This is a genomic window from Acinetobacter sp. L-24 (assembly GCF_056857555.1).
In genome coordinates, this window is record NZ_JBSXNI010000021.1 from 11,372 (window position 1) to 33,118 (window position 21,747).

At 43.8% G+C, this 21,747-nt stretch carries 21 protein-coding genes; 11 read left to right on the forward strand and 10 right to left on the reverse strand.

The genetic code is table 11. From position 1 onward, the window contains the following. Positions 1-132 precede the first annotated feature (132 nt). Positions 133-1,377, forward strand: coding sequence for a D-amino acid dehydrogenase (locus AC13CK_RS01195; RefSeq protein WP_005266264.1), 1,245 nt, complete (start codon positions 133-135; stop codon positions 1,375-1,377). A gap of 82 nt (positions 1,378-1,459) precedes the next feature. Here AC13CK_RS01195 and AC13CK_RS01200 read toward each other — a convergent pair whose 3' ends face one another. Then, positions 1,460-2,113, reverse strand: coding sequence for an A1S_1983 family putative colistin resistance protein (locus tag AC13CK_RS01200; protein WP_005100107.1), 654 nt, complete (start codon positions 2,111-2,113; stop codon positions 1,460-1,462). Positions 2,114-2,213: 100 nt separating this feature from the next. Between AC13CK_RS01200 and ispF the strand changes: the two genes are divergently transcribed. After that, positions 2,214-2,702, forward strand: coding sequence for a 2-C-methyl-D-erythritol 2,4-cyclodiphosphate synthase (gene ispF, locus AC13CK_RS01205; RefSeq protein ID WP_005266267.1), 489 nt, complete (start codon positions 2,214-2,216; stop codon positions 2,700-2,702). Between the two features lie 2 nt (positions 2,703-2,704). Here ispF and AC13CK_RS01210 read toward each other — a convergent pair whose 3' ends face one another. From AC13CK_RS01210 to AC13CK_RS01220, 3 genes are all read right to left on the reverse strand, one after another. Next, complete coding sequence (locus tag AC13CK_RS01210; protein ID WP_005251987.1) at positions 2,705-3,229, reverse strand: protein tyrosine phosphatase family protein; 525 nt, start codon at positions 3,227-3,229, stop codon at positions 2,705-2,707. 64 nt (positions 3,230-3,293) lie between these two features. Continuing rightward, complete coding sequence (locus tag AC13CK_RS01215) at positions 3,294-4,385, reverse strand: 3-deoxy-7-phosphoheptulonate synthase (protein WP_174766804.1); 1,092 nt, start codon at positions 4,383-4,385, stop codon at positions 3,294-3,296. Between the two features lie 127 nt (positions 4,386-4,512). Next, positions 4,513-5,403, reverse strand: coding sequence for a sulfite exporter TauE/SafE family protein (locus tag AC13CK_RS01220; protein WP_482830892.1), 891 nt, complete (start codon positions 5,401-5,403; stop codon positions 4,513-4,515). A gap of 387 nt (positions 5,404-5,790) precedes the next feature. Here AC13CK_RS01220 and lpxB point away from each other — a divergent pair, with 387 nt between their 5' ends. Continuing rightward, positions 5,791-6,963, forward strand: a complete 1,173-nt coding sequence (gene lpxB, locus AC13CK_RS01225; protein WP_482830893.1) for a lipid-A-disaccharide synthase — start codon at positions 5,791-5,793, stop codon at positions 6,961-6,963. 2 nt (positions 6,964-6,965) lie between these two features. Here lpxB and AC13CK_RS01230 read toward each other — a convergent pair whose 3' ends face one another. After that, a complete protein-coding gene (locus tag AC13CK_RS01230) occupies positions 6,966-7,916 on the reverse strand; it encodes an AraC family transcriptional regulator (RefSeq protein ID WP_164542832.1) in 951 nt (316 codons plus the stop codon). 188 nt (positions 7,917-8,104) lie between these two features. Between AC13CK_RS01230 and AC13CK_RS01235 the strand changes: the two genes are divergently transcribed. Beyond that, entirely contained in the window at positions 8,105-9,319 is a 1,215-nt protein-coding gene (locus tag AC13CK_RS01235; RefSeq protein WP_004280457.1) for an alkane 1-monooxygenase, read from the forward strand. A 54-nt stretch (positions 9,320-9,373) separates the two neighbouring features. Here the strand turns inward: AC13CK_RS01235 and AC13CK_RS01240 are convergent, their stop codons facing one another. Beyond that, positions 9,374-11,197, reverse strand: coding sequence for an acyl-CoA dehydrogenase (locus AC13CK_RS01240; protein WP_482830895.1), 1,824 nt, complete (start codon positions 11,195-11,197; stop codon positions 9,374-9,376). A 78-nt stretch (positions 11,198-11,275) separates the two neighbouring features. Between AC13CK_RS01240 and AC13CK_RS01245 the strand changes: the two genes are divergently transcribed. Further along, the gene (locus AC13CK_RS01245) at positions 11,276-12,256 is read left to right on the forward strand and encodes a GlxA family transcriptional regulator (RefSeq protein ID WP_005262787.1); all 981 of its coding nucleotides are present in this window, start codon (positions 11,276-11,278) and stop codon (positions 12,254-12,256) included. 6 nt (positions 12,257-12,262) lie between these two features. Here the strand turns inward: AC13CK_RS01245 and AC13CK_RS01250 are convergent, their stop codons facing one another. Together AC13CK_RS01250 and AC13CK_RS01255 are read right to left on the reverse strand one after the other, a co-directional pair. Then, entirely contained in the window at positions 12,263-13,465 is a 1,203-nt protein-coding gene (locus AC13CK_RS01250) for an MFS transporter (protein WP_482830894.1), read from the reverse strand. After that, on the reverse strand, positions 13,462-13,905 hold the full coding sequence (locus AC13CK_RS01255; RefSeq protein WP_004280452.1) for a MarR family winged helix-turn-helix transcriptional regulator: 444 nt from the start codon (positions 13,903-13,905) through the stop codon (positions 13,462-13,464). Before AC13CK_RS01255 ends, AC13CK_RS01250 begins: the two co-directional genes overlap by 4 nt. A 265-nt stretch (positions 13,906-14,170) precedes the next feature. On the opposite strand from AC13CK_RS01255, the gene AC13CK_RS01260 reads away from it, so the two are divergent. Genes AC13CK_RS01260 through AC13CK_RS01270 form a run of 3 tightly spaced genes read left to right on the forward strand, consistent with a single transcriptional unit; the run spans position 14,171 to position 16,734 of the window. Further along, positions 14,171-15,616, forward strand: coding sequence for a cytochrome ubiquinol oxidase subunit I (locus AC13CK_RS01260; protein ID WP_004280451.1), 1,446 nt, complete (start codon positions 14,171-14,173; stop codon positions 15,614-15,616). Continuing rightward, positions 15,613-16,617: a cytochrome d ubiquinol oxidase subunit II gene (cydB, locus tag AC13CK_RS01265; protein WP_004280450.1), complete on the forward strand. Its 1,005-nt coding sequence runs from the start codon at positions 15,613-15,615 to the stop codon at positions 16,615-16,617. The genes AC13CK_RS01260 and cydB overlap by 4 nt, the downstream gene beginning before the upstream one ends. 9 nt (positions 16,618-16,626) lie before the next feature. After that, positions 16,627-16,734: a hypothetical protein gene (locus AC13CK_RS01270; RefSeq protein WP_004647088.1), complete on the forward strand. Its 108-nt coding sequence runs from the start codon at positions 16,627-16,629 to the stop codon at positions 16,732-16,734. An 87-nt stretch (positions 16,735-16,821) separates the two neighbouring features. On the opposite strand, the gene AC13CK_RS01275 is transcribed toward AC13CK_RS01270, so the two are convergent. Both AC13CK_RS01275 and AC13CK_RS01280 read right to left on the reverse strand, forming a co-directional pair. After that, a complete protein-coding gene (locus tag AC13CK_RS01275; RefSeq protein WP_180181314.1) occupies positions 16,822-17,433 on the reverse strand; it encodes a thermonuclease family protein in 612 nt (203 codons plus the stop codon). Between the two features lie 168 nt (positions 17,434-17,601). After that, on the reverse strand, positions 17,602-18,519 hold the full coding sequence (locus AC13CK_RS01280) for a LysR family transcriptional regulator (RefSeq protein ID WP_325755955.1): 918 nt from the start codon (positions 18,517-18,519) through the stop codon (positions 17,602-17,604). A 94-nt stretch (positions 18,520-18,613) separates the two neighbouring features. On the opposite strand from AC13CK_RS01280, the gene AC13CK_RS01285 reads away from it, so the two are divergent. From AC13CK_RS01285 to AC13CK_RS01295, 3 genes are read left to right on the forward strand one after another with little or no spacing between them, the layout of a single operon-like run. Continuing rightward, a complete protein-coding gene (locus AC13CK_RS01285; protein WP_425878543.1) occupies positions 18,614-19,855 on the forward strand; it encodes an acyl-CoA dehydrogenase family protein in 1,242 nt (413 codons plus the stop codon). A 51-nt stretch (positions 19,856-19,906) separates the two neighbouring features. After that, entirely contained in the window at positions 19,907-21,028 is a 1,122-nt protein-coding gene (locus tag AC13CK_RS01290) for a phosphotransferase family protein (protein ID WP_005251968.1), read from the forward strand. Continuing rightward, complete coding sequence (locus AC13CK_RS01295) at positions 21,025-21,723, forward strand: histidine phosphatase family protein (RefSeq protein ID WP_071850090.1); 699 nt, start codon at positions 21,025-21,027, stop codon at positions 21,721-21,723. The genes AC13CK_RS01290 and AC13CK_RS01295 overlap by 4 nt, the downstream gene beginning before the upstream one ends. Positions 21,724-21,747: the final 24 nt, after the last annotated feature.

Sequence of the window (21,747 nt, forward strand, 5' to 3'; positions counted from 1 at the left end):
AAACTCTGGAGAGAAGTGTTCAATCACTCACCGAAGGGGAAGGTGGCCGCATTGATGTGCAATGTATCTACCGAAGCTCTCAGGTACACATGACAGATGGGAAAAGACATCAATATAATCAAGGAGGTGTCTATGCGTCATGTCGTGGTGATTGGGGCCGGTATTACCGGAGTAACCACAGCTTATGAGCTGGCACAATCAGGCTATCAAGTGACTGTGGTTGATCGGCATCTTTATCCGGCAATGGAAACATCCTTTGCCAATGGCGGCCAGCTTTCTGCCTGTAATGCCGAAGTATGGAACCAGAAAGCCACGGTACTCAAAGGCATCAAATGGATGTCACAAAAAACCGCACCACTTTTGCTCAATCCTTCTTTCAGTGTGCATAAATACAGCTGGCTCATGGAATTTCTAGGCAATATCAAACATTATGAAGCCAATACCCGAGAGACTGTACGGCTGGCTTTACTGGCAAGAGCACGCTTATTTGAAATTGCCGAAACAGAAAATATTGATTTCAATTTAGAAAAACGTGGAATTTTACATTTTTATCATAACAAGACAGATTATGATGTTGCGATCAAAGTCAATGATCTGTTGTGTAGCGGTGGTCTGGAGCGCAATGCCATTTCCAATGCAGAAATCAAGCAGATCGAACCTGCATTAACTGGCGATTATTATGCAGGATTTTACTGTCAGAGCGATGCCACCGGGGATATTCATAAATTTAGTACCGGTTTGGCCAAAGCCTGTATGCAAAAAGGCGTGAAATTTGAGTTTGGTCAAGATGTTTTTGTTGTTGATCATCAGGCTCAGAATATTCGGGTTAAATGCAAACCTAGTACTGAAAATGTCCATTCCTCTCCAGAGGATGTTCTGGAAATTAATGCAGATGCCATTGTGGTCTGTGCAGGGGTTGGCAGCTATCAATTGGCTGAAATACTTGGTGAACGAGTCAATGTTTATCCAGTCAAAGGCTACTCGATTACCGTGCAACTGAATGATGAGCAGAGCCAGAACAACGCACCTTGGGTCAGTCTGCTAGATGAAAGTGCGAAAATTGTCTTGTCACGCCTAGGCAAGGATCGTTTGCGTGTTGCAGGAACAGCCGAGTTTAATGGCTATAACCGGGATATTCGTGCTGACCGAATTCAACCTTTAATTGACTGGACCAATCGTAATTTTGACCTGTGTACTGAGCATGTTGTTCCGTGGGCAGGCTTACGCCCCATGATGCCAAATATGATGCCTGTGGTACGCCGTGGCAAACATGAGCGGGTCTTTTACAATACCGGACATGGTCATCTGGGGTGGACTTTATCAGCTGCAACGGCCGCAATGATCAGTCAGGAAATTGCGCAATACTATCCAGCTTAAATTGATAGCCCGCTTGCGGGCTATTTTTTACATCAAAGATATCATTTTATATAACAATAAATTATAATATTTTGAAACTAAATCAATCATATAGTCGATAAATACCGGTAAAACGTTCACAGCCTTTTTGCTGGCTACTGACCGCTAAAATGGCTTTACTATAATTAAATTCATAGCGGCAGTCATTTTCGTTATCGGTAATCTGGTTTTTTGTCTCAGGCGTAGTATAGGCTAAAAAAGGAATGATCTGTTTCTCGGTCCGGTTATTCGGATTACGATAGGCTAGGCCTTCAATCTTGATCCGGTCTTTGGTCAGTTGATGAATCTTGAGATGTACAGGCTGCTTGGCGATTTGTCCCTGTTCAAACTTAATATAATGCTGGGTCAGACTTTGATTCAGTGAAATATAGACATTTAAATCATCTAAACGCCATTCAAACTGCTGTTTAAAACAGTCTAGCGTTTTGCATTGCTGTAAACGGGTCGCCCATAATTGTTGGCTATCTTGCAATAAGCGCACAGGCGCATCGGTAATCAGAAAAGCAGTAAAGTATTGGTCTGCGAGTTTTGCACGAGATTCAGCCAGCGATGCTGAGCAGACTTTATTCATGGCAGCCGTTTTTTGGCTGTCATCGCTACAGTTTAGTGTGATCGCCGAGCTACCTGTAGAAATCATCCCCAGACCGAGCATCAGGCCAATTATTTTCAACATATTTATATCAGTTTTCAGTAGCATGATCGCTTATACTTTCACTGTGTTACGCTTGGTCTAACTATAGCGAAATAGAAAGCAAGTGTACAAGATTTCAATGGGCTATTTCTAAAGGATGTATAAGGTGATTGCACAAATTCGTATTGGCCAGGGTCTGGATGTGCATGCATTTGAAGAAGGTGATTTTGTCACTCTGGCAGGCATTCAAATTCCGCATACTCACGGTCTGAAAGCACATTCGGATGGTGATGTGGTTCTGCATGCACTCTGTGATGCTTTGTTGGGTGCATTGGCGCTTGGAGATATTGGCCAGCATTTCCCAGATACAGATCCTGAGTTTAAAGGTGCAGATAGCCGGGTATTACTCAAGCATGTTTATCAGCTAATTCTGGATCGTGGTTATCACCTGAATAATGCCGATATTACCGTGGCCTGTGAACGTCCAAAACTGGCGAAACACAATTTGGCCATGCGTCAAAGTATTGCAGATGTCTTGGATATTGATGTGACTCAAATCAGTATTAAAGCCACCACCACTGAACAGTTAGGTTTTACCGGTCGTCAGGAAGGCATTATGTCGATGGCAACCGTGTTATTGAGCCATAGTAAATAAAATCAGGCAAAATAATTTGGATTAATTAAGGAAAGTTCCAGTTCCTGCGTTGCTTTACGGCCTTGTAACTGTAGGGCAACTGCATGCATTAAACCAGTCCAGGTTTCATTTGGTTCCCAGATCTGATGCAAGTATTCTTGTGCTGTAGGTAGATCCATATCCATATAGTACTGACGATATAAGTACATCAGACAGCTGACATGGTAGTTTTGCGAACAATGTACCCAGACCATTTGCTCTTTTACCAGATGATCGATCAGATCCAGTACCAGCAGGCATTGATTGTCTGAAGGGGTTTCCCAGGAAATCGGAACCTGAATATAGTTCAGTCCCAGCTCAAGGCAAATTTTATCTTCATGCGGCAGATACTGTTCGCTATCGGTCAACGCCACATTGATGACTGTAGATACACCGTATTCTTTCATCAGCTGTAATTGGGTAGTGGTCGGTTGACCGGAGCTAAACAGATGTTCGTGTATGAACTGAAAATTCTCAATCTGGCTTAATGCCGTTTCAATATCATTCATCAGATAAATTTTCCTTGTTCTAGAAATGCAAACGCCATCTTGGCGATGGCGTTTGTCAGATCATTTAACGATTAGGTAAAATGTCTTTCAATGCCTCATGCATGTCGAGTAAAACTTTTTCAGTCGTTTCCCAGTCGATACAGCCATCCGTAACGGATTGACCGTATTCCATATCATTCAGGTTCGCCGGAATGTCCTGACGACCACCCTTAAGATGACTTTCTACCATAATACCAACAATTGACTTGTTTCCATCAAGAATTTGTTCTGAAATGTTTTTAAGTACAAGTGGTTGCAGGTACGGGTCTTTGTTAGAGTTGGCGTGGCTGGCATCAATCATGATCTTGGTGCTGACTTTGGCCTTGGCTAGAGCAGCTTCTGCATCGGCCACTGAGCCTGCATCGTAGTTCGGCTTGCCATTACCGCCACGCAGTACCACGTGAGCATAAGGGTTACCTGAAGTGCGAATCACAGCCACCTGACCTTGATCATTCAGACCGAGGAAGCTGTGACCATGTTTCACAGATTGCATTGCATTGGTCGCGACAGTTAAACCGCCGTCAGTACCATTTTTAAAGCCGACCGGAGAAGAAAGGCCTGAAGACATTTCACGATGGGTCTGGCTTTCTGTGGTACGTGCACCAATTGCTGACCATGAAATCAGGTCTTGGTAATACTGTGGCGAATTTGGATCAAGTGCTTCAGTTGCACATGGCAAGCCCATTTCATTCAGTTCAAGTAACAGCTTGCGACCGATACGCAGACCTTTTTCAATATTGAATGAATCATTCATATCTGGGTCATTGATCAGGCCTTTCCAGCCTACGGTAGTACGTGGTTTTTCAAAATAAACCCGCATCACGATGTATAAGCTGTCTTTAACTTTTTCGCTCAGAACTTTTAAGCGCTCAGCATATTCATGCGCCGCCGCTGGATCGTGAATAGAACAAGGGCCAATTACAACGAACAGGCGTTTGTCTTCACCATCCAGAATTTTACGAATCGTTTCACGACCATGCAGTACGGTTTGATAAGCAGTTTCAGTCAACGGTAACTCTGCTTTAAGCTCGGCAGGGGTTACAAGAGGAATCATGCTGTGGATATTCACGTCATCAATATCTGATGCTGAAATAGGATTTGACTGTTGTGTATTCATTGCCGTCACTGGTTCGATCATACAAAAGGTTGTTTAATAGCCCGAATATAACATGAATGATGCGTCACTTTGTTATAAAAAAGATGAATACTTCTTTGAAAAAAAAGTGATGAATCGGATAGTTAACTTAAACGGACTGGGAATTTTGATTCACAATGATCATTGCTGTTTCAGCAGGTTGAGCCGGTTTTGATTTCACAGGATTAATCATGAAATTCACGCCCAGCGCAAACAGGGTAATGCCTAAAATTTTGCGGATCAGTTTTTCCGGCATACGTGAACTGAGTAAAGTACCGACAATAATCGCTGGAATAGAACCCACCAATAACCACATGAGTAGCATGAAATCGACATTGCCTGAAGACATATGACCCAGACCTGCAACCAGGGTCAGTAAAACTGCATGCACAACATCTGAGCCAATGATACGAATCATCGGCAGATTCGGGAACATCACTACAAGAGCCATGATACCAAATGCGCCGGCTCCCACTGAAGAGAGCGTGACAAATATACCCAAGATAATACCCATAATGATAATGGCTACGCGCTTATCTTTGGCTTGCAGTTTTACTTTGTCCAGATCCTGGGTCATATCTGGCAGTTCTTGTTTTCTGTATTTATTAAAAAGATTTTCGATCTGGGTGCGAAACAGAATAGATAAGCCGGTAATGGTCAGCATAAAGCCCAAGACCATGGTCAGAACGGCCTTGTAATGTGTTGATTGGCTCAGATAGTTTTCGAGTGCCCAATGCGTTGCAAAAGAAGCGGGAATACTGCCAACGGCCAGCCAGATCACAATCGGCCAGACAATATTCATTTTCTTGGCATGCACAAACGAGCCACAGAATTTAGAAATCGCGGCATAGAGCAGGTCAGTACCAATCGCGATATGCGGTTCAATCCGGAATAAACTGATAAGAATTGGCGTCATTAATGAACCGCCACCGACACCGGTGACACCTACACAAAAACCTACCAGAACGCCTGCTAAAATAAATTCAATCGGACCAAACATGCATATATGCCAAAATCAAAAAACGAGCATATCTTATGACTTTTGGATATAAGTCGTTGTCTTGATTATTGATTTACTTATGCATAAAAAAGATAAAGCTAGGTGAAGAATATTAGGTGATCTTTCATGTTTATTCACTGGGTTATGTATAAAGTGCGAATATAATGATTGATTTTAACTGTCCGATTTGCCCCATTTCTGTCTAATTGAATGTACCTGTAAATGTCGATTTAATTCTTTTTATGCAAGCTCCCTTATTGACTAAGTTATTCTAAACGGTGGGTTTCTTAAAATTAGAAGATACTTAAGCTTCTTCCGGAATAGCCATAGGATTATGTTAGAATCCCGATTCAATAAATTTCCATGCGGATCTGAGAGGAAACCCACTTGCTAAATCGAAAACTTAAAATTGGAATCGTGGTCGGTGAAGTTTCTGGAGATACGCTTGGCGCAAAATTGATTCGCCGTTTTAGTGAGCAAGGCATTGATGCTGAATTTGAAGGTATCGGTGGGCCACAAATGATCGCTGAAGGCTTTAAAAGCTATTATCCGATGGATATTTTATCGGTGATGGGCATTGTCGAAGTTTTAAAAGATATTAAAAAACTGTTTGCTGTGCGGGATGGTCTGGTGGAAACCTGGACTAAAGATCCGGTCGATATTTTTATCGGGATTGATGCGCCTGATTTTAACCTGCGTTTGTCAAAAACCATTAAACAAAAACAGTTACCGATTAAAACCGTGCAATACGTCAGTCCTTCGGTCTGGGCATGGCGTCAAGGCCGTATACATGGCATTAAAGCCAGTATTGATCTGGTGCTGTGCCTGTTTCCATTTGAAAAAGCGTTCTTTAAAAAATGGGATGTTCCTGCAGCTTTTGTCGGACATCCGCTCGCTAGCCAATTGCCGCTTGAAAATCCGATTCTGGATGCTCAGACAGAATTAGGTCTGGATCCACATCAGAAATATATTGCATTATTACCGGGAAGCCGCCGTGGCGAGATTGAGCGTTTGGGACCTTTGGTTCTGGATGCAGCTAATATTCTGCATCACAAATATCCGGATTATACCTTTCTGATTCCTGCGATTAATGATGCACGCAAGCAGCAAATCGAAAGTTTACTGGCCACTTATCCTGAGAGCTTAAAAACCCAAATTCGCTTGATGGAAAATACCAGCGCTGAATCCAAAATTGGCCGTCAGGTCATGAATGCGTCCAATATTATTGCACTGGCGTCTGGAACTGCAACGCTTGAAGCGATGTTGCTGCACCGTCCGATGGTGACTTTTTATAAATTGCACTGGCTGACCTATCGAATTGCCAAATTACTGGTAAAAATCCCATATTTTTCATTACCAAATATAATTGCCGGCAAAAAAGTGATTCAAGAACTGATCCAGTCGGATGCCACACCTGAAAATCTGGCAGCTGAAATTGAAAAACTGATGGATATTGAAGCAGCGCAGATTCAGGTTATGCAGCATATCACCATGCACAAGCAGCTGCTTTCTGGTAATAGTGAAGACCCGGTCAAAGCGGTACTGGCTTTAGTGCAGTAATTTTAGTCTGGTAATAAAGACTGGTTCTTCTGACAATTCAGCCGGTATTGGGTCGGCGTCTGTTCAAACTGTTTTTTAAAACTTTGACTAAACGCCGTCTCGGATGAATAACCAACCAGATAAGCGATCTGCTGGATACCAAATCCACTATTTCTCAAATATTGCGCGGCGAGGCGCAGGCGGTGCTGTTGCAGATAGGCAAGGGGCGGTTCACCGACAATCTGGGTAAACAACTGGGCGAATTTAGAACGTGACATATGACATTGTTCGGCCAGACTTTCTACAGTCCAAGACTGTTCAGGTTTGCCATGAATCGCCGCCAGTGCATTGGATAGTTCCGGATGCGAAAAAGCATTCAGCCAGCTCGAGGCATTTTCCAGGTTTAAAATATAATCACGTACGCATTCAATCAGTAAAATACTGACCAGATGATCCAGAATCTTGTCACGTCCGGGACGAAGCTGCTGGGTTTCCAGTGCCAGAAACTGCAAGCCAACCTGTAACCATTCTGGCGCCGTATCACCCAGAATATGTTGAATATGCAGGTATTTAGGTAATGCACTCAAAAGAGGTTTGGCCATCTGGATATCCAAGCTAGAACGAATAGCCAGTATGAAACTATGCTCCGCCGAATTTTCCCGATTGAGATCAACACATTGCTGTGCATTGCTCTGAAAATAAGGATTAATCGCATGGTGCTCAGAAAAATCGGCATTGTCTGGGCAGGAAACATGATGGGAGGAACCTGCGGGTAATAGCACCAGATCACCTTGTTGCAGCTCCAGCCGATCACCATTCATAAACTTTAATTGCGCCTGTCCTTGTAACAGGATATAGGCCAGCATAAAGGGTTCATGTTGATAGTCAAAGCCGCCCGGATGAAATACATTCAGATAAAGATATTCCGATTTTTCCAGATGAATATCATCAAAAATTTTACTTAAAGCATCCATGCCTAACTCTATTCTTCTGTTTTATTTCATTTAATTGACTATAAATTTTTTAACTTTGTGATTTTAGGCCAGAATTTGGCAGCATGTGCCAAAGACGCTGACATAGCTTTTCTGGACGTTGAATACTGTTCGCTACTGCTGAAATAATCAACTATAAGTGCAGAGTAACATAAAAAAGGAAGGTCGCAATGAATGCCCCTGCACAAATCCAGAAAGCGCAGTTTACGCAGGAAGCGTCGGCACTAAAAGGTGTCAAGCTGGATAAAAAACGTTTTGGCTGGTTGCTCAGCCCAGGTCTGCCTGTGATCGGAATGGGAATTCTGGCCGGTTATCATTTTGGTCCCAAAGCGACTAAAAAAGTCTTTGCCATGGGCGGACTATTATTACTGCACGTAATCATTCCGACTCTGGATGCCCTGATTGGCGATGATGCCAATAACCCAAATGATGAGCAGATCAAGGCACTGGTTAACGATCCTTATTATGACCGCATTGTAAAAGCATTTATTCCCTTGCAAATGGCAGCCAATGCCTTTGCCGGTTATGTCGTAAGCCGGCCAAATGTGTCTTTGCTGGATCAGGTACTGCTTGGAGTTTCTATGGGTGCGATTAATGGTGTGGGGGTGAATACCGCACATGAACTCAGCCATCGTCCCCAGAAAAAAGACCATTACTGGTCTCATGCCAGCCTGATGCCTTTGGGCTATAACCATTTCCGGATCGAACATCCTTATGGACACCATAAACGGGTGGCGACACCAGAAGATCCGGCATCTTCAAAAATGGGTGAATCTTTTTACCGTTTCTGGCCACGTACCGTAATAGGCGGATTAAAATCTGCAATCCAGATTGAAAAAAGACGGCTCGAGCGTAAGGGACTGAAATTCTTTAATCAGGAAAATGAGCTGTTTCATGGTTGGGCCATGAGTGCCGGCTATCATGCCTTGATGCTAAAGGCGTATGGCAAGAAAATTATTCCTTATACACTGACACAGGCATTTTATGGCGTTAGCCTGTTTGAGATTGTGAATTATATCGAGCACTACGGACTGAAACGTGGACAGAAAGCGGATGGCAGTTATGAGCGAACCTTGCCGGAACATAGCTGGAATAACAACAATATCGTAACTAATCTGTTTTTGTATCAGTTACAACGCCATTCTGATCATCATGCTTTTCCAAGCCGTCCATTTCAGGCGTTGCGGCATTTTGATGAAGCGCCAGAATTACCCAGCGGTTATGCAACCATGCTGATTCCAGCCTTGATTCCACCTTTATGGTACAAAATCATGGATCAGCGGGTATATCAGCACTATCAGGGAGATTTAAGTAAGGCTAATATCTTGCCTTCCAAGCGTGCCAAGCTATTTAAAAAATTTGGTGTAAATAACTCTACAGCTTAATGAATTACAAAATAAAAATGCGCCGATAAAGGCGCATTTTTTGATTAATTCTGCCTAGAACCAGTCGGCTTGCATATTCAGGCAAGTATCATCCAGATGCATCAGTAATTTGGCCTGATGTTCAATTTCAGGGAGTTCCCAGCGAATAAAATATTGAGCTGCCTGAATTTTCCCTGCCAGAAAAGTCTGATCTTCTGCCTGCGAAGATGTGCCAAACTTGAGTTGAGCCTGATTCGCCATTTCCAGCCATAGCCAGGCTAGGATGGTCTTACCCATCATATCCAGATACAGGCCTGAATTGGCCAAAGCTTCGCTGACTTTGCCTTGATGCAAGGCCTGGCCTAAAATCTGTGTAGTCTTTTGCACAGTGGCAAGATGCTGTTTATAGATCTTTGCGAGTTCCACTATCTTAGGTTCATGAATCTCTGACAAGGTCTTCTGGATGCGCTGCATGAGCAGATTGAGCCCTTTGCCATTATGCTGCCAGAGTTTACGTCCCAGCAGATCCAGAGATTGAATGCCGTAAGTTCCTTCATGAATCGGATTGAGCCGGTTATCACGGTAACATTGCTCCACCGGATATTCACGAGTATAACCCGCGCCGCCCAGGACCTGAATAGCCAGATCATTGGCTTTCGGACCATAGGCAGAAGGGAAAGATTTGACCACCGGGGTGATGAGATCAAGCAGAATTGCACTATCTTCATCTTGAGCTGCCTGAAGTTCATCAATTAATCGGGCTGCAAATAAGCAAAGTGCCAGCGAACCTTCTACATATGACTTTTGCGCCAGTAGCATGCGTTTGACATCGGTATGTTCAATGATATTTACTGGTTTCGAGTCAGGTGTTTTTTCATGAACTGGCCGGCCTTGCGGACGGTTTTTAGCATAATCCAGAGATTCCAGATAGCCACGATAACCAATCATGGCTGCGCCCAGACCGACACCCACACGTGCTTCATTCATCATCTTGAACATATATTTTAAGCCATGACCGGGTTCACCAATTAAATAGCCTAAGCAATTATCATTTTCTCCAAAGCTTAAAACTGTAGATGTAGTACCTCGATAGCCCATTTTGTGCAGTAAGCCAGCCAGCTGTACATCATTAGCTTCACCGAGTGAACCATCCTCGTTGGTTTTGAATTTTGGTACGATAAACAGGGAAATTCCTTTCACGCCTTGCGGCGCATCCTGAATCCGCGCCAAGACCAGATGCACAATATTTTCGGTAATGTCCTGATCGCCACCCGAAATAAACATTTTCTGGCCTTTAATTTTATAAATTCCATCTGCCTGAGGAATGGCTTTAGTGGTCAGATCGCCCAAAGAAGAACCTACATTCGGCTCGGTCATGGCCATAGTGCCGGCAAAGCGGCCACTCAACATATGCGGTAGGAATATTTGCTTTTGTTCTGGGGAGGCAAAAGCCTGTATCAGATTCGCCGCAGCGGCTGTTAGAAAAGAATAAGCCACGGTGGACGGATTGGCCGACATGAAATACGCATTGCAGGCCATATTCACCAAAGTGGGCAGTTGCATGCCGCCATCTGCATAATCATGCTGGGCGCAGAGCAGGCCGGCATCGGCAAACTGTTGCCAGGCTGTCTTCACTTCATCAATGGTTTTGACCTGTTTGCCGTCAAAGTTCGGTTCATGTTGATCAGCTTTGGCATTATGCGGCGCAAAATAATCAGTTGCGATACCTTTTGCTGTTTCCAGAATAATGTCGAAAGTATTTTTGTCATGATCCTGATAGCGTTGCAGTTTAGTCAGCGCTTCAAGTTTGAATACGTCATAAAGCTGGAAATGCAGATCTTTATCATTAATCAGTTGGGTCACGGTACTATCCTGAATGTGCAATCCTTGAGATAGCATCAAGACTAGCAGTTGCTTTTATTGAGGAGGATTGTCAATAATGACATGAATCGGGTGAAAAGTGACAAATAGAAAAATATGCAACAGGTGGTGATTTTAGGCTTTGATGGGGCTCTGGCTTCGGCCATTACGGGTGTGGTCGATTTATTTGCCATGGCCGGCGTAAGCTGGAACCGGATCCAGCAGCAGGATGTACAGCGCCTGTTTAAGGTGAGTATCGCCAGTCCGGATGGACACCCGATTCGGTGTATCAATGGGCTGCAGTTGCAGGCACATGTTTCTTATCAAGAGATTCAAACTGCAGATATTCTGGTGGTGCCGACCATTGCTGCACCGATTCAGGATGTATTGCAACAGAATCCAGAACTGATTCATTTTTTAAAATCTGCACATGCAGAGGCGACTTTAATTGCAGGAAACTGTACGGGGAATTTTTTTCTGGCAGAAGCAGGCATTTTAGATGACCGGATTGCAACAACACATTGGGGTTTTCAGGAAGTGTTTCGTTCACGCTATCCTAAGGTGAAACTGAATGCCGATCTGATGATTAGCCGGGATCAGAATATCTATTGCGCGGGTGGAGGCCTGGCCTGGTTTGACTTGGGTTTGCATCTGATTGAGCGCTTGTATGGCTTTGAGGTGGCCATGCAATCGGCTAAATCTTTCGTAATTGATTACCGCCGTGATAGCCAGTTGTCTTATTCATTGCTGAATATTGGCCAGCCGCACCATGATGAACTGGTACAAAAAATCCAGAACTGGCTAGAGCAGCATTTTCATGAAGATTTTAGTTTGAACCAGCTGGCAGAGCAGTTTAATGTGACTGGCCGAACCCTGATTCGACGCTTTAAACAAGCCTTAGACATACCGCCCAATCAATATCTACAAGCAATCCGGATTGAAGCCGCCCGTAAACGACTGGAAGAAACCGATCAAGCTGTGGATGTGATCATGCAAAATGTCGGCTATCAGGACCCAAGTTCATTCCGCCGTTTATTTCATAAAAAAACCGGTCTGACGCCGTTGGAATACCGGCGCCGGTTTAGCCGGCGCTTTTAAAAGCGTTTAATGAGAAGGCTGTATTTTTCCTGCTTTCCGGCCATGCAGAAGGTAATACCAGACCAGACAGCTCAGGGTGAGCAGCGCCGAGAACAGATAAAGCTGGCGATAACCAATTTGGTCCAGCAGCATACCCAGGAAATACGGGCCAAAACCAAGACCGGCATCTAGGGCAATAAAGAAGGTTGAGGTTGCGAGTCCCATACGCTGTAATGTCGTACTTTTCACCGCAATGGTTTGACACACTGACTGGATATTCCCAAAACCAAAACCGAGTAACGCTGCACTAGTGAGTAACATCACAGAGTTTTGCGCCTGACTGAGTAGCAATATTCCCAGTGCCATAATCACAATGGCAGGATAGATAATGATATTTTCACCTTTACGGTCCATTAAGGGGCCAGTAAAAGGACGCGACAGCAAAATGGCAAAGGCATACATTAAGAAAAAGAATGATGTGGCTTCTACCAAATTGATTTCTTTGGCATAAAAGTGAATAAACGACAATATACCTGAATAACACGTTGCCACCAGCAGTACAATCAGTGCAATCGGTAGCGCATTCGGTTCAATATACTGAGCCAGTTTACTGGTGCTTTGCGGAGTAGAGACTGCTGACGAATGACTTGCCTTAAGGCGTGGTGGCTGGATAAATAGCCCACAGATCAGGCAGCTGAGCGCAACAATACTGGTAAAGATGAAAATTACCTGATAATTAAAATTTGTCATCAGCCAGATTCCGACAAAGGGACCAATCGCTGTGCCAAGGGTGCTGCTCATGCTGAAATATCCAATTCCTTCACCACGCCGTGTGGCAGGAATGGTCTGTGCAATCACTGTACCCAGTACAGTAGAAGCCATACCCATCATAAAACCGTGTATCAGGCGGATACCCAATAAAACTTCCAGCTTGGCCGGGATCATATACAGTCCGGAAAAGAGCAGAAAGCCAGTCAGGCCAATGACAAGCGTATTTTTCAAACCCAGCCGATTCAGTAATTTTCCGATCAATAATCGTCCAAATAACGTACCCACAATAAACAGACCGGATACCAGACCGGCTTGAGCAGTCGACGCACCTAACTCAGCAACCGAGTAGCCGACAATCACAATCACCAGCAAGTAGAACACCAGAACCAACTGGAAATTCACCAGACTGATCAGGATAAAATTGGGCGTCCATAAAGGCGCTTCTTGTTCTTGGCTCATTGAGGTCTGTCCTGAGATGAGGGATATAACTGCTGAATGAGTTGCATCAAGGTATTTTTACTGCCTTCAAGATCATCTGATTCAACGTGCTCAAGCAACTGATCTTCAAATGCATCGATCTGTTTGGAACACATCGCAAAGGTCTCAATTCCTTGCTCACTCAACTTGAACAGCTTTTGACGTTTGTCTTCAGTTTCGAGTTGGGCAATCAGATCGAGTTCAACCAGTTGCTGAATCCGCTTAGTAATACCGGGCTTGGATACATTGAGATAACTGGAAATATCTGCCAGCGTGCATTGTTGCTTTGACTGGATGACGTATAACACCTGCCATAAGGAATAATTTAATTGAGATGACAACAAGATCGTATTGATCTCATCGCTCATCAGTCGTGCGCAGCGTAATAACAGCGTACGAAGTCGGGGAGATTCGGAAAACATATGGTTAGTTAACCTAGGTAACTAAATTTAGGCCTAATTTACGCCTGTTTTATCTAAAGCTCAAGAGGAGAGTTTTAAAAATTATTCAGAGTAATATTTTCTTTATCAGCAAGAGTTACATAGTTTAACCTGATTAAAAAATAATCAACAAAAGACTACATACTTTTTATAACAGCCACGCCTAAGCTAGCCATGTCACTAGAAAAATTCATGACTTAAAAATTGAAGGGCAAAGATGCCAAATAACAATGCATAGGTGAAGCTTATGACTCTGGGTTTAACTGCATTAGAGTTAGCACGAATACAGTTCGCCTTTACTGTATCTTTTCATATCATTTTTCCGGCAATTTCTATTGGCTTGGCCAGCTTTCTGGCCATTCTGGAATGGCGCTGGCTCAAAACCCAAAATCCGATTTTTCAGGATCTGTTCAAATTCTGGGTGAAAATTTTCGCTGTGGCATTCGGGATGGGTGTCGTCTCTGGTGTGGTCATGAGCTACCAGTTTGGAACCAACTGGAGTGAGTTTTCCCGGGTGGCAGGCAGCGTGACTGGACCTTTATTGGCCTATGAAGTACTCACCGCTTTCTTTCTGGAAGCGGGCTTTCTGGGCATCATGTTATTTGGCTGGGGGCGAGTGGGACCAAAGGCGCACTTTTTCTCGACCTTGATGGTTGCGATAGGCACCTGTATTTCCATGTTCTGGATTTTATCGTCCAATAGCTGGATGCAGACCCCACAAGGCTTTGCGATTGAAAATGGCCTGATTGTTCCGCAAGATTGGCTTGCTATCGTGTTTAACCCATCTTTCCCTTATCGTCTGGCCCATATGGCTATGGCTGCCTTTCTGGTTTCCGCCTTACTGGTCGCTGCTACAGCCGCATGGCACCTCATCAAAGGCCGTCGTGATGCACTGGTCAAGACTTCATTTTCCATGGCGATGTGGCTGCTTCTGGTACTCGCGCCCTTACAGGTCATCGTCGGTGATATGCACGGTATTAATACCCTTGAACATCAGCCAGCCAAACTTGCAGCCATGGAAGGGCACTGGGAAACCAATCATGACGAAGGCATGCCCTTATATCTCTTTGGTATTCCAGATATGGAGGCCGAAGAAACCAAATATGCAGTCGCAATTCCCAACTTGGGGAGCCTGATTCTGACCCACTCGATGGATGGAAAGGTTACAGGACTTAAAGACTTTGCGCCTGAAGACCGGCCGAATTCGCTGGTGGTGTTCTGGAGCTTCCGGATTATGGTCGGACTCGGCGTATTGATGCTGTTACTGGCGTTATGGGGAGCGTGGGCACGTACCCGTGGTCGCTTTTATGAGTCCCGTGCATTGCACCGATTTGCCCTGATTATGGGACCTTCCGGATTTATTGCCATGCTTGCGGGATGGTTTACCACAGAAGTCGGCCGTCAGCCTTGGGTAGTCTACGGCATCATGCGAACCAAGGATGCATTGTCTCCGGTTTCCGCTGAACAGGTGGGGCTGACCCTGATTATTTTTGTAGTTGTCTACTGTGTGGTATTTGGTATCGGAATTTACTACATGTTGCGCCTGATGCACAAAGGCCCGGATTTTATTCATACCCGACCAGATCATGAATCAGATAGCGATGTGGTTCAGGCCTCGCGTCGACCATTAAGTAGTATTCGCGAACGTATCGAAGAAGTTCCTGAACAACCGGATCAGGAGGACAAAAAATGATTGATTTATCATTAATCTGGATTGTGATTATTGGTTTGGGTGTATTGATTTATACCATTCTCGATGGTTTCGATCTGGGCATCGGCATCTTGTTTCCTTTCTTTCCGCATCAGGATGAACGTGATGTCATGATGAATACCGTGGCTCCGGTCTGGGATGGCAATGAAACCTGGATGGTACTGGGTGGTGCAGGGTTATTTGCAGCTTTCCCACTTGCTTACTCGACCGTACTCTCGGCACTGTATATGCCAATTATTCTGATGGTGATTGCCTTGATTTTCCGCGGCGTGGCTTTTGAGTTCCGCTTCAAGGCAAACCGCAGTAAGCATTGGTGGGATAAAGCCTTTATCGGTGGTTCTGCGATCACCAGTTTCCTGCAAGGCATGATTTTAGGCGCCTATATTCAGGGCATTGAAACCCGAAATGGTGTCTATGTTGGGGGTGGTCTGGACTGGCTCACTCCATTCAGTATTTTCACCGGAATCAGTGTGGTGGTGCTCTATGCGGCATTAGGCTGTGGCTGGCTCATCTATAAAACCGGAGATGACTTGCAGGATCGAATGTTTAAACTGATGCCTAAGCTGATTATGGCCTTGCTGATCATATTGGGTGCTGTCAGTATTTATACGCCGTTGACTCATCCTCAGATTGCTGAACGCTGGTTTAGTCAGCCACAATTTACCTATTTTATGCCAGTTCCAGTTCTGGTTCTGCTATTTACCTGGCTGGCCTTACGTGCCTGTAAAAGACGTAGTGAATTAGGCCCATTTACCTATATGCTTGTTCTGGTTTTCCTTGCTTATACCGGATTCTTGATTAGTCTATGGCCATATATTATCCCGCCGAGCGTGACTATCTGGCAGGCAGCAGCGCATGAAAATAGCCAGCTATTTGCCTTGATTGGTGCCTTGATCCTGATTCCTATTATTGTGATTTATACGGGTATGTCCTATTGGGTCTTCCGGCATAAGGTCAGGGTCGGCGATGATGGCTATCATTAAGGAGTGGTCATGAAAGGCAAACAGGCATTATGGTTTGTAGGATTATGGCTGGCAGGATTTTTAACGCTGGCCCTGATTGCTGGCGCATTCCGCTTTCTGGTGCATTTGGCTTATTAAATTAGTAAAACTAAAAAAATGAAAAAAGTGATCTGAATGTACTGATCACTTTTTATTATTTGCCATTTATCTTTGATAAAACCAAATTTACGATTTTACCTGTTTACGATAAACACTTGGACGTACAGGACGGCTACTTTTCCAAAGGCCTTTTTTCTGTTTCTTGGCTTTATTTTGCAGTTCCATCATATAGCGTAAATGGGTTTTGTCCTTGATATATTCTTCATAGACCCACGCTGCACCACGTTTGACAATCTCTTCATTGATATTTTTGCGATAGCGATAGACGACACCCACACAGCGACCATAACGGTCAATGTCGGTTATCTTGACCCGAACCATTTTATTATTCACCATGCTTTTGACCAGACGTTGCGATTCCTTGCCATAGGCTTGTGATGATTCAGGGGCATCGACAAAAGCAAAGCGCAATTTGGTCTCAGAGCGACGAATATTAAAACGGTAGCAGGTGAGGGTATCACCATCACTTACGGCTTTTACACGGCACCAGTATTTTTTGCCTTTCTTAAAGGGGCGGAAAACATCTTTTAAATAAACTGTAATTTTATGCAGCAGATAATAAGAAAAACACAGCAGTACGAGGCCCAGCACAATTTGCCAGGTGATGGAGAGATTTAACAAAGGCAAGATCCAAATCAGCAAAACCAGCTGTAAAATCACAGCTAAAAGTCGAGCCATTTTAGAGCAAAGCCAGTAGATCTACGGCTTAAAAGCTAATCACTCAGTGTTTAGTTTTGTACCAGCTAAAATAGCCTAAGTATATTTTTCTACTGAAAAGATGAAGATGCAACCATCTAAACTTATATAAAAATAGCCTAAGTAAACTTGCATTCCTTTATAAATAGCCTAAGCAAAAATTTTATAAATTTCACTTCTCAAAAATTGATGTCTTTTATTCTCTTGCAAATCCTTATGCCAATACATCCCCATATTAATTTTCGGCAGTTCCACAGGGACTTCAAAAATATTTAGACTGGTAGCCAATTGTAAATGCGTCAATACATTTTTAGGAATAGTCAGCATGGCTGTCTTTTGCTGCTCCAGAATTTGCAGAGCAGTTGAGTAATGCTGACAGCGTAAAAAAATCTGTCGTGAATATTGTTTCCGACTTAAATAAATATCTTCAACCAAAACACCAGTACGGCGTGATGACACGCCAATATGAGGCGAGGCAAGATAAATCTGCTCATTCATTTCTGTTAATTGTGTACACACTACAAATTCATCTTGCACCAGGCGTTCAAACTGGATTTTTTCAGCAATGTTTTGTTCCAGATCTATGACAAAATCAATCTGTTGAGAGGCGAGGTCTGCTGCTATATTTTTACGGTCCAGTTTCATGCTGCTAAGCTGAATTTCTAGATTGAGTTGCTGAAAGTGCTGAACGAGTCTGGGAAAGATCATTGGTTCAATTTCATCATGAACGGCAATTTTCAAACTCTGAATCATTTCTGGTCTGAACTGCTGATGTTGTATTGAAATATTTTGAATTGCAAAAAGTGCATTCTTCAGCTCAGGATAGATCTGTTCCGCAAACGGCGTAGGTTGCATTTTGCTACCAGTACGTACAAATAAATCATCCTGTAAATGCTGCCTTAAACGTTGTAAAGCATGACTAGCAGCAGACTGGCTGATTGATAAAATTTGTGCAGCTTTAGAAATACTGTTCTGCTCATAAATTGCCATAAAAAGCGGATAAAGGTTAATGTCGATACGATGAAAATTTCGCAGGTCCATGACTGTTTTAGAATGAATACTATGCATAATAATGTATGGGATAAAATCATTTTATTCATAATAGGTTTTGGGTTAAGGTGTTGTAAAGTGTATGAATTAGAATATTTAGAGGGATAAAGAGATGTTTGAGCTTTCAGCACGTGCACAAGATTATTTAAATAGAACCAAAAAATTTATTGCTGATGAAATTGAACCAGTTGAAGCTGATTTCTGGCAGCAGATTCACGAGTTGAATCAAGGCAGTGACTGGACCAAATGGCAATGGCCAGCAGAACTGGAAAGCTTAAAAGCCAAAGCCAAGGCAGTTGGCCTTTGGAATATGTTTCTCCCTTGTCCTGAGCTTGGCCAGGGTTTATCAGTTCAGGAATATGCGCATATTGCCGAACTTTCCGGTCGTAGCCTGATTGCACCAGTGGTATTTAACTGTAATGCGCCAGATAGCGGCAATATGGAAGTATTGTGGCGTTATGGTTCTGAAGAACAGAAACAGCAATGGCTGATACCACTTTTAGAAGGAAAAATCCGTTCGGTCTTTTGTATGACTGAACCTGCAGTCGCATCCAGTGATGCGACCAATATGCAGGCAACGGCGATGGTGGAAGGTGATGAGATTGTTCTCAATGGCCGTAAATGGTGGTCATCAGGTCTAGGCGATCCAAATGCCAAAATCATTATTTTTATGGCGCATACTCCAGATGAAACAAAAGACCGTCATCATCAGCATTCGATGGTTTTAGTTCCTGTGGATACTGCCGGCGTTAAAATCGAACGCATGCTACCTGTATTTGGTGACTACGATGCACCACATGGCCATGGTGAAGTCAGCTTTGAAAATGTCCGCGTTCCGGTAGCGAATTTTATTGGTGGCGCCGGTCAGGGCTTTGAAATTGCCCAAGGTCGTTTAGGACCAGGCCGTATTCATCATTGCATGCGCTGTATCGGGGCTGCGGAAAAATCCTTAGAGTTGATGATTGACCGAGGCATGAGCCGGACAGCATTTGGCAAAGAGATTTTAAAACTCGGTGGCAATCTGGAACGTGTCGCGGAAGCCCGGGTTGCAATTGATCAGGCACGCCTTTTGACCTTGTATGCCGCCTATAAAATGGATACTTTAGGGAATATGGCGGCACTGACTGAAATTTCTGCAATTAAAGTCGTTGCGCCAAGTGTGCTGGAAAAAGTTGTCGATATGGCAATCCAGATCCACGGCGGTGCCGGTGTCTCTCGTGATACGCCACTGACCGGATTCTTTGCCCAGGCACGTGCCTTACGTTTGGCTGATGGCCCGGATGAAGTGCATAAGGGCATGATTGCCAAACTGGAACTGGCAAAACGTGGCTACAGTACACGCCACAAAAAATAAACTGGCTTAAATAGAAGATTGCAACGTATTAAAAAATTTTAAGGAAAAATTATGGCGGTTATTGATGTAGGTGGAGCAGTTCGTGCAGGTGAAGAACTGGATGTACAAGCCATCACCAATTGGCTAATTCAGCAAAATGTGAATGTTGAAGGCCCTGTGCAAGTGACCCAATATTCAGGCGGAGCTTCAAACTGGACCTACCGTTTACAGTATACCAATGCCGATCTAATTTTACGTCGTCCGCCGCAAGGTACCAAAGCCAAATCAGCCCATGATATGGCACGTGAATATCATGTACAAAAAGCCTTGTCTGAACATTATCCGGTGGTGCCTGAAATGGTGGCGCTTTGTCAGGATGAATCAGTGATTGGTTGTGATTTCTATGTGATGAAACGGCTTGAAGGAATTATTCCTCGCGCCAAAATGCCAGCTGAGCTGCAGCTTACTGAATCCGATATCCGGACTTTATGTATCAATGTGATTGATAAACTGATCGAATTGCATCAGGTGCCTTATCAAGGAACTGAACTTGAAAATCTCGGTAAGGGTGAAGGCTATTGTCGCCGTCAGGTCGAAGGCTGGGATGTACGTTATGAAAAGGCTAAAACTTTAAATGTTCCATCGTTTAAATATGTGCGCAACTGGCTTAAAGATAATATTCCTTCAGATTCTAAAACCTGTGTGATTCATAATGACTGGCGTTTTGATAATGTCATCTTAAATCCGGAAAATCCGACTGAAGTGATTGGCGTACTGGACTGGGAAATGGCGACACTCGGCGATCCGCTCATGGACCTAGGTTCTGCTTTAGCCTATTGGGTGGAAGATACTGACAATGCCATCTTTAAGGCAACACGCCGCCAGCCGACCAATCTAAAAGGTATGTTTACCCGTAAAGAAGTGGTGGATTACTACTTGGGAAAAACCGGCCTGCAACCGGAAAACTGGGCGTTTTATGAGGTGTTCGGAATTTTCCGTCTCGCGGTGATTGCCCAGCAGATCTATTATCGTTATTACCATAAACAGACTAATAATCCAGCGTTCAAGGATTTTTGGGTGGTGATTCATGCCTTGCATATTCGTGCCTTAAAACTGATTGGCAAGCAAAAACTGGAAGCCAATGAGATTGCACAAAAGTATGTGCTTAAATTTAAAGAGATAATGCCAAAATGACAACCATTTACTTGATCCGGCATGGCCAGGCCTCTTTTGGCGCAGAAAGTTACGATCAACTTTCGCCCAACGGCGAGTTACAGGCAAAGCTTTTGGGTCGCTATTTTGACGAAATCCTGAAAGAAGCGCCTTATGTGGTGGCTGGTTCCATGCAACGCCATCAACAGACAGCGCAATTATCACTGGACAAATGTTTTCCGGAAAGTGAGATTCTGACCGATAGTGCCTGGAATGAATTTAATCATCAGCAGGTATTCGCCCGTTATGAGCCGCGCTTTAATCAGCCTGAATTGCTGAAACAGGATGTATCAGAACATGAAAATCCACGGGATTATCTGAGCAAGATTTTTAGCGGTGCAATTGCACGCTGGACTGGCGATGATTATCACCATGAATATGATGAATCTTGGCCAAGTTTCAAAGCACGCGTGGAAAGCGGCTTAGAAAATCTGTGTGACCAGTTGTCCAAAAGCCGACCACGCTATGCAGTAGTTTATACCTCAGGTGGGGTGATTTCTGTGGCAGTGGGTAAAATTCTAGGGCTGAGCCCGGAGAAAACCTTTGCCCTAAACTGGGCGATTACAAATACCAGTATCACGACACTGCGTCTGGTGGGTAATGAACCGCAACTACTCAGTTTAAATGAACATCATTTTATCAAGGCACAGCGTCCAGACTTATTGACCTGGATTTAAAACCTAATACGCTAGAAAAATAAA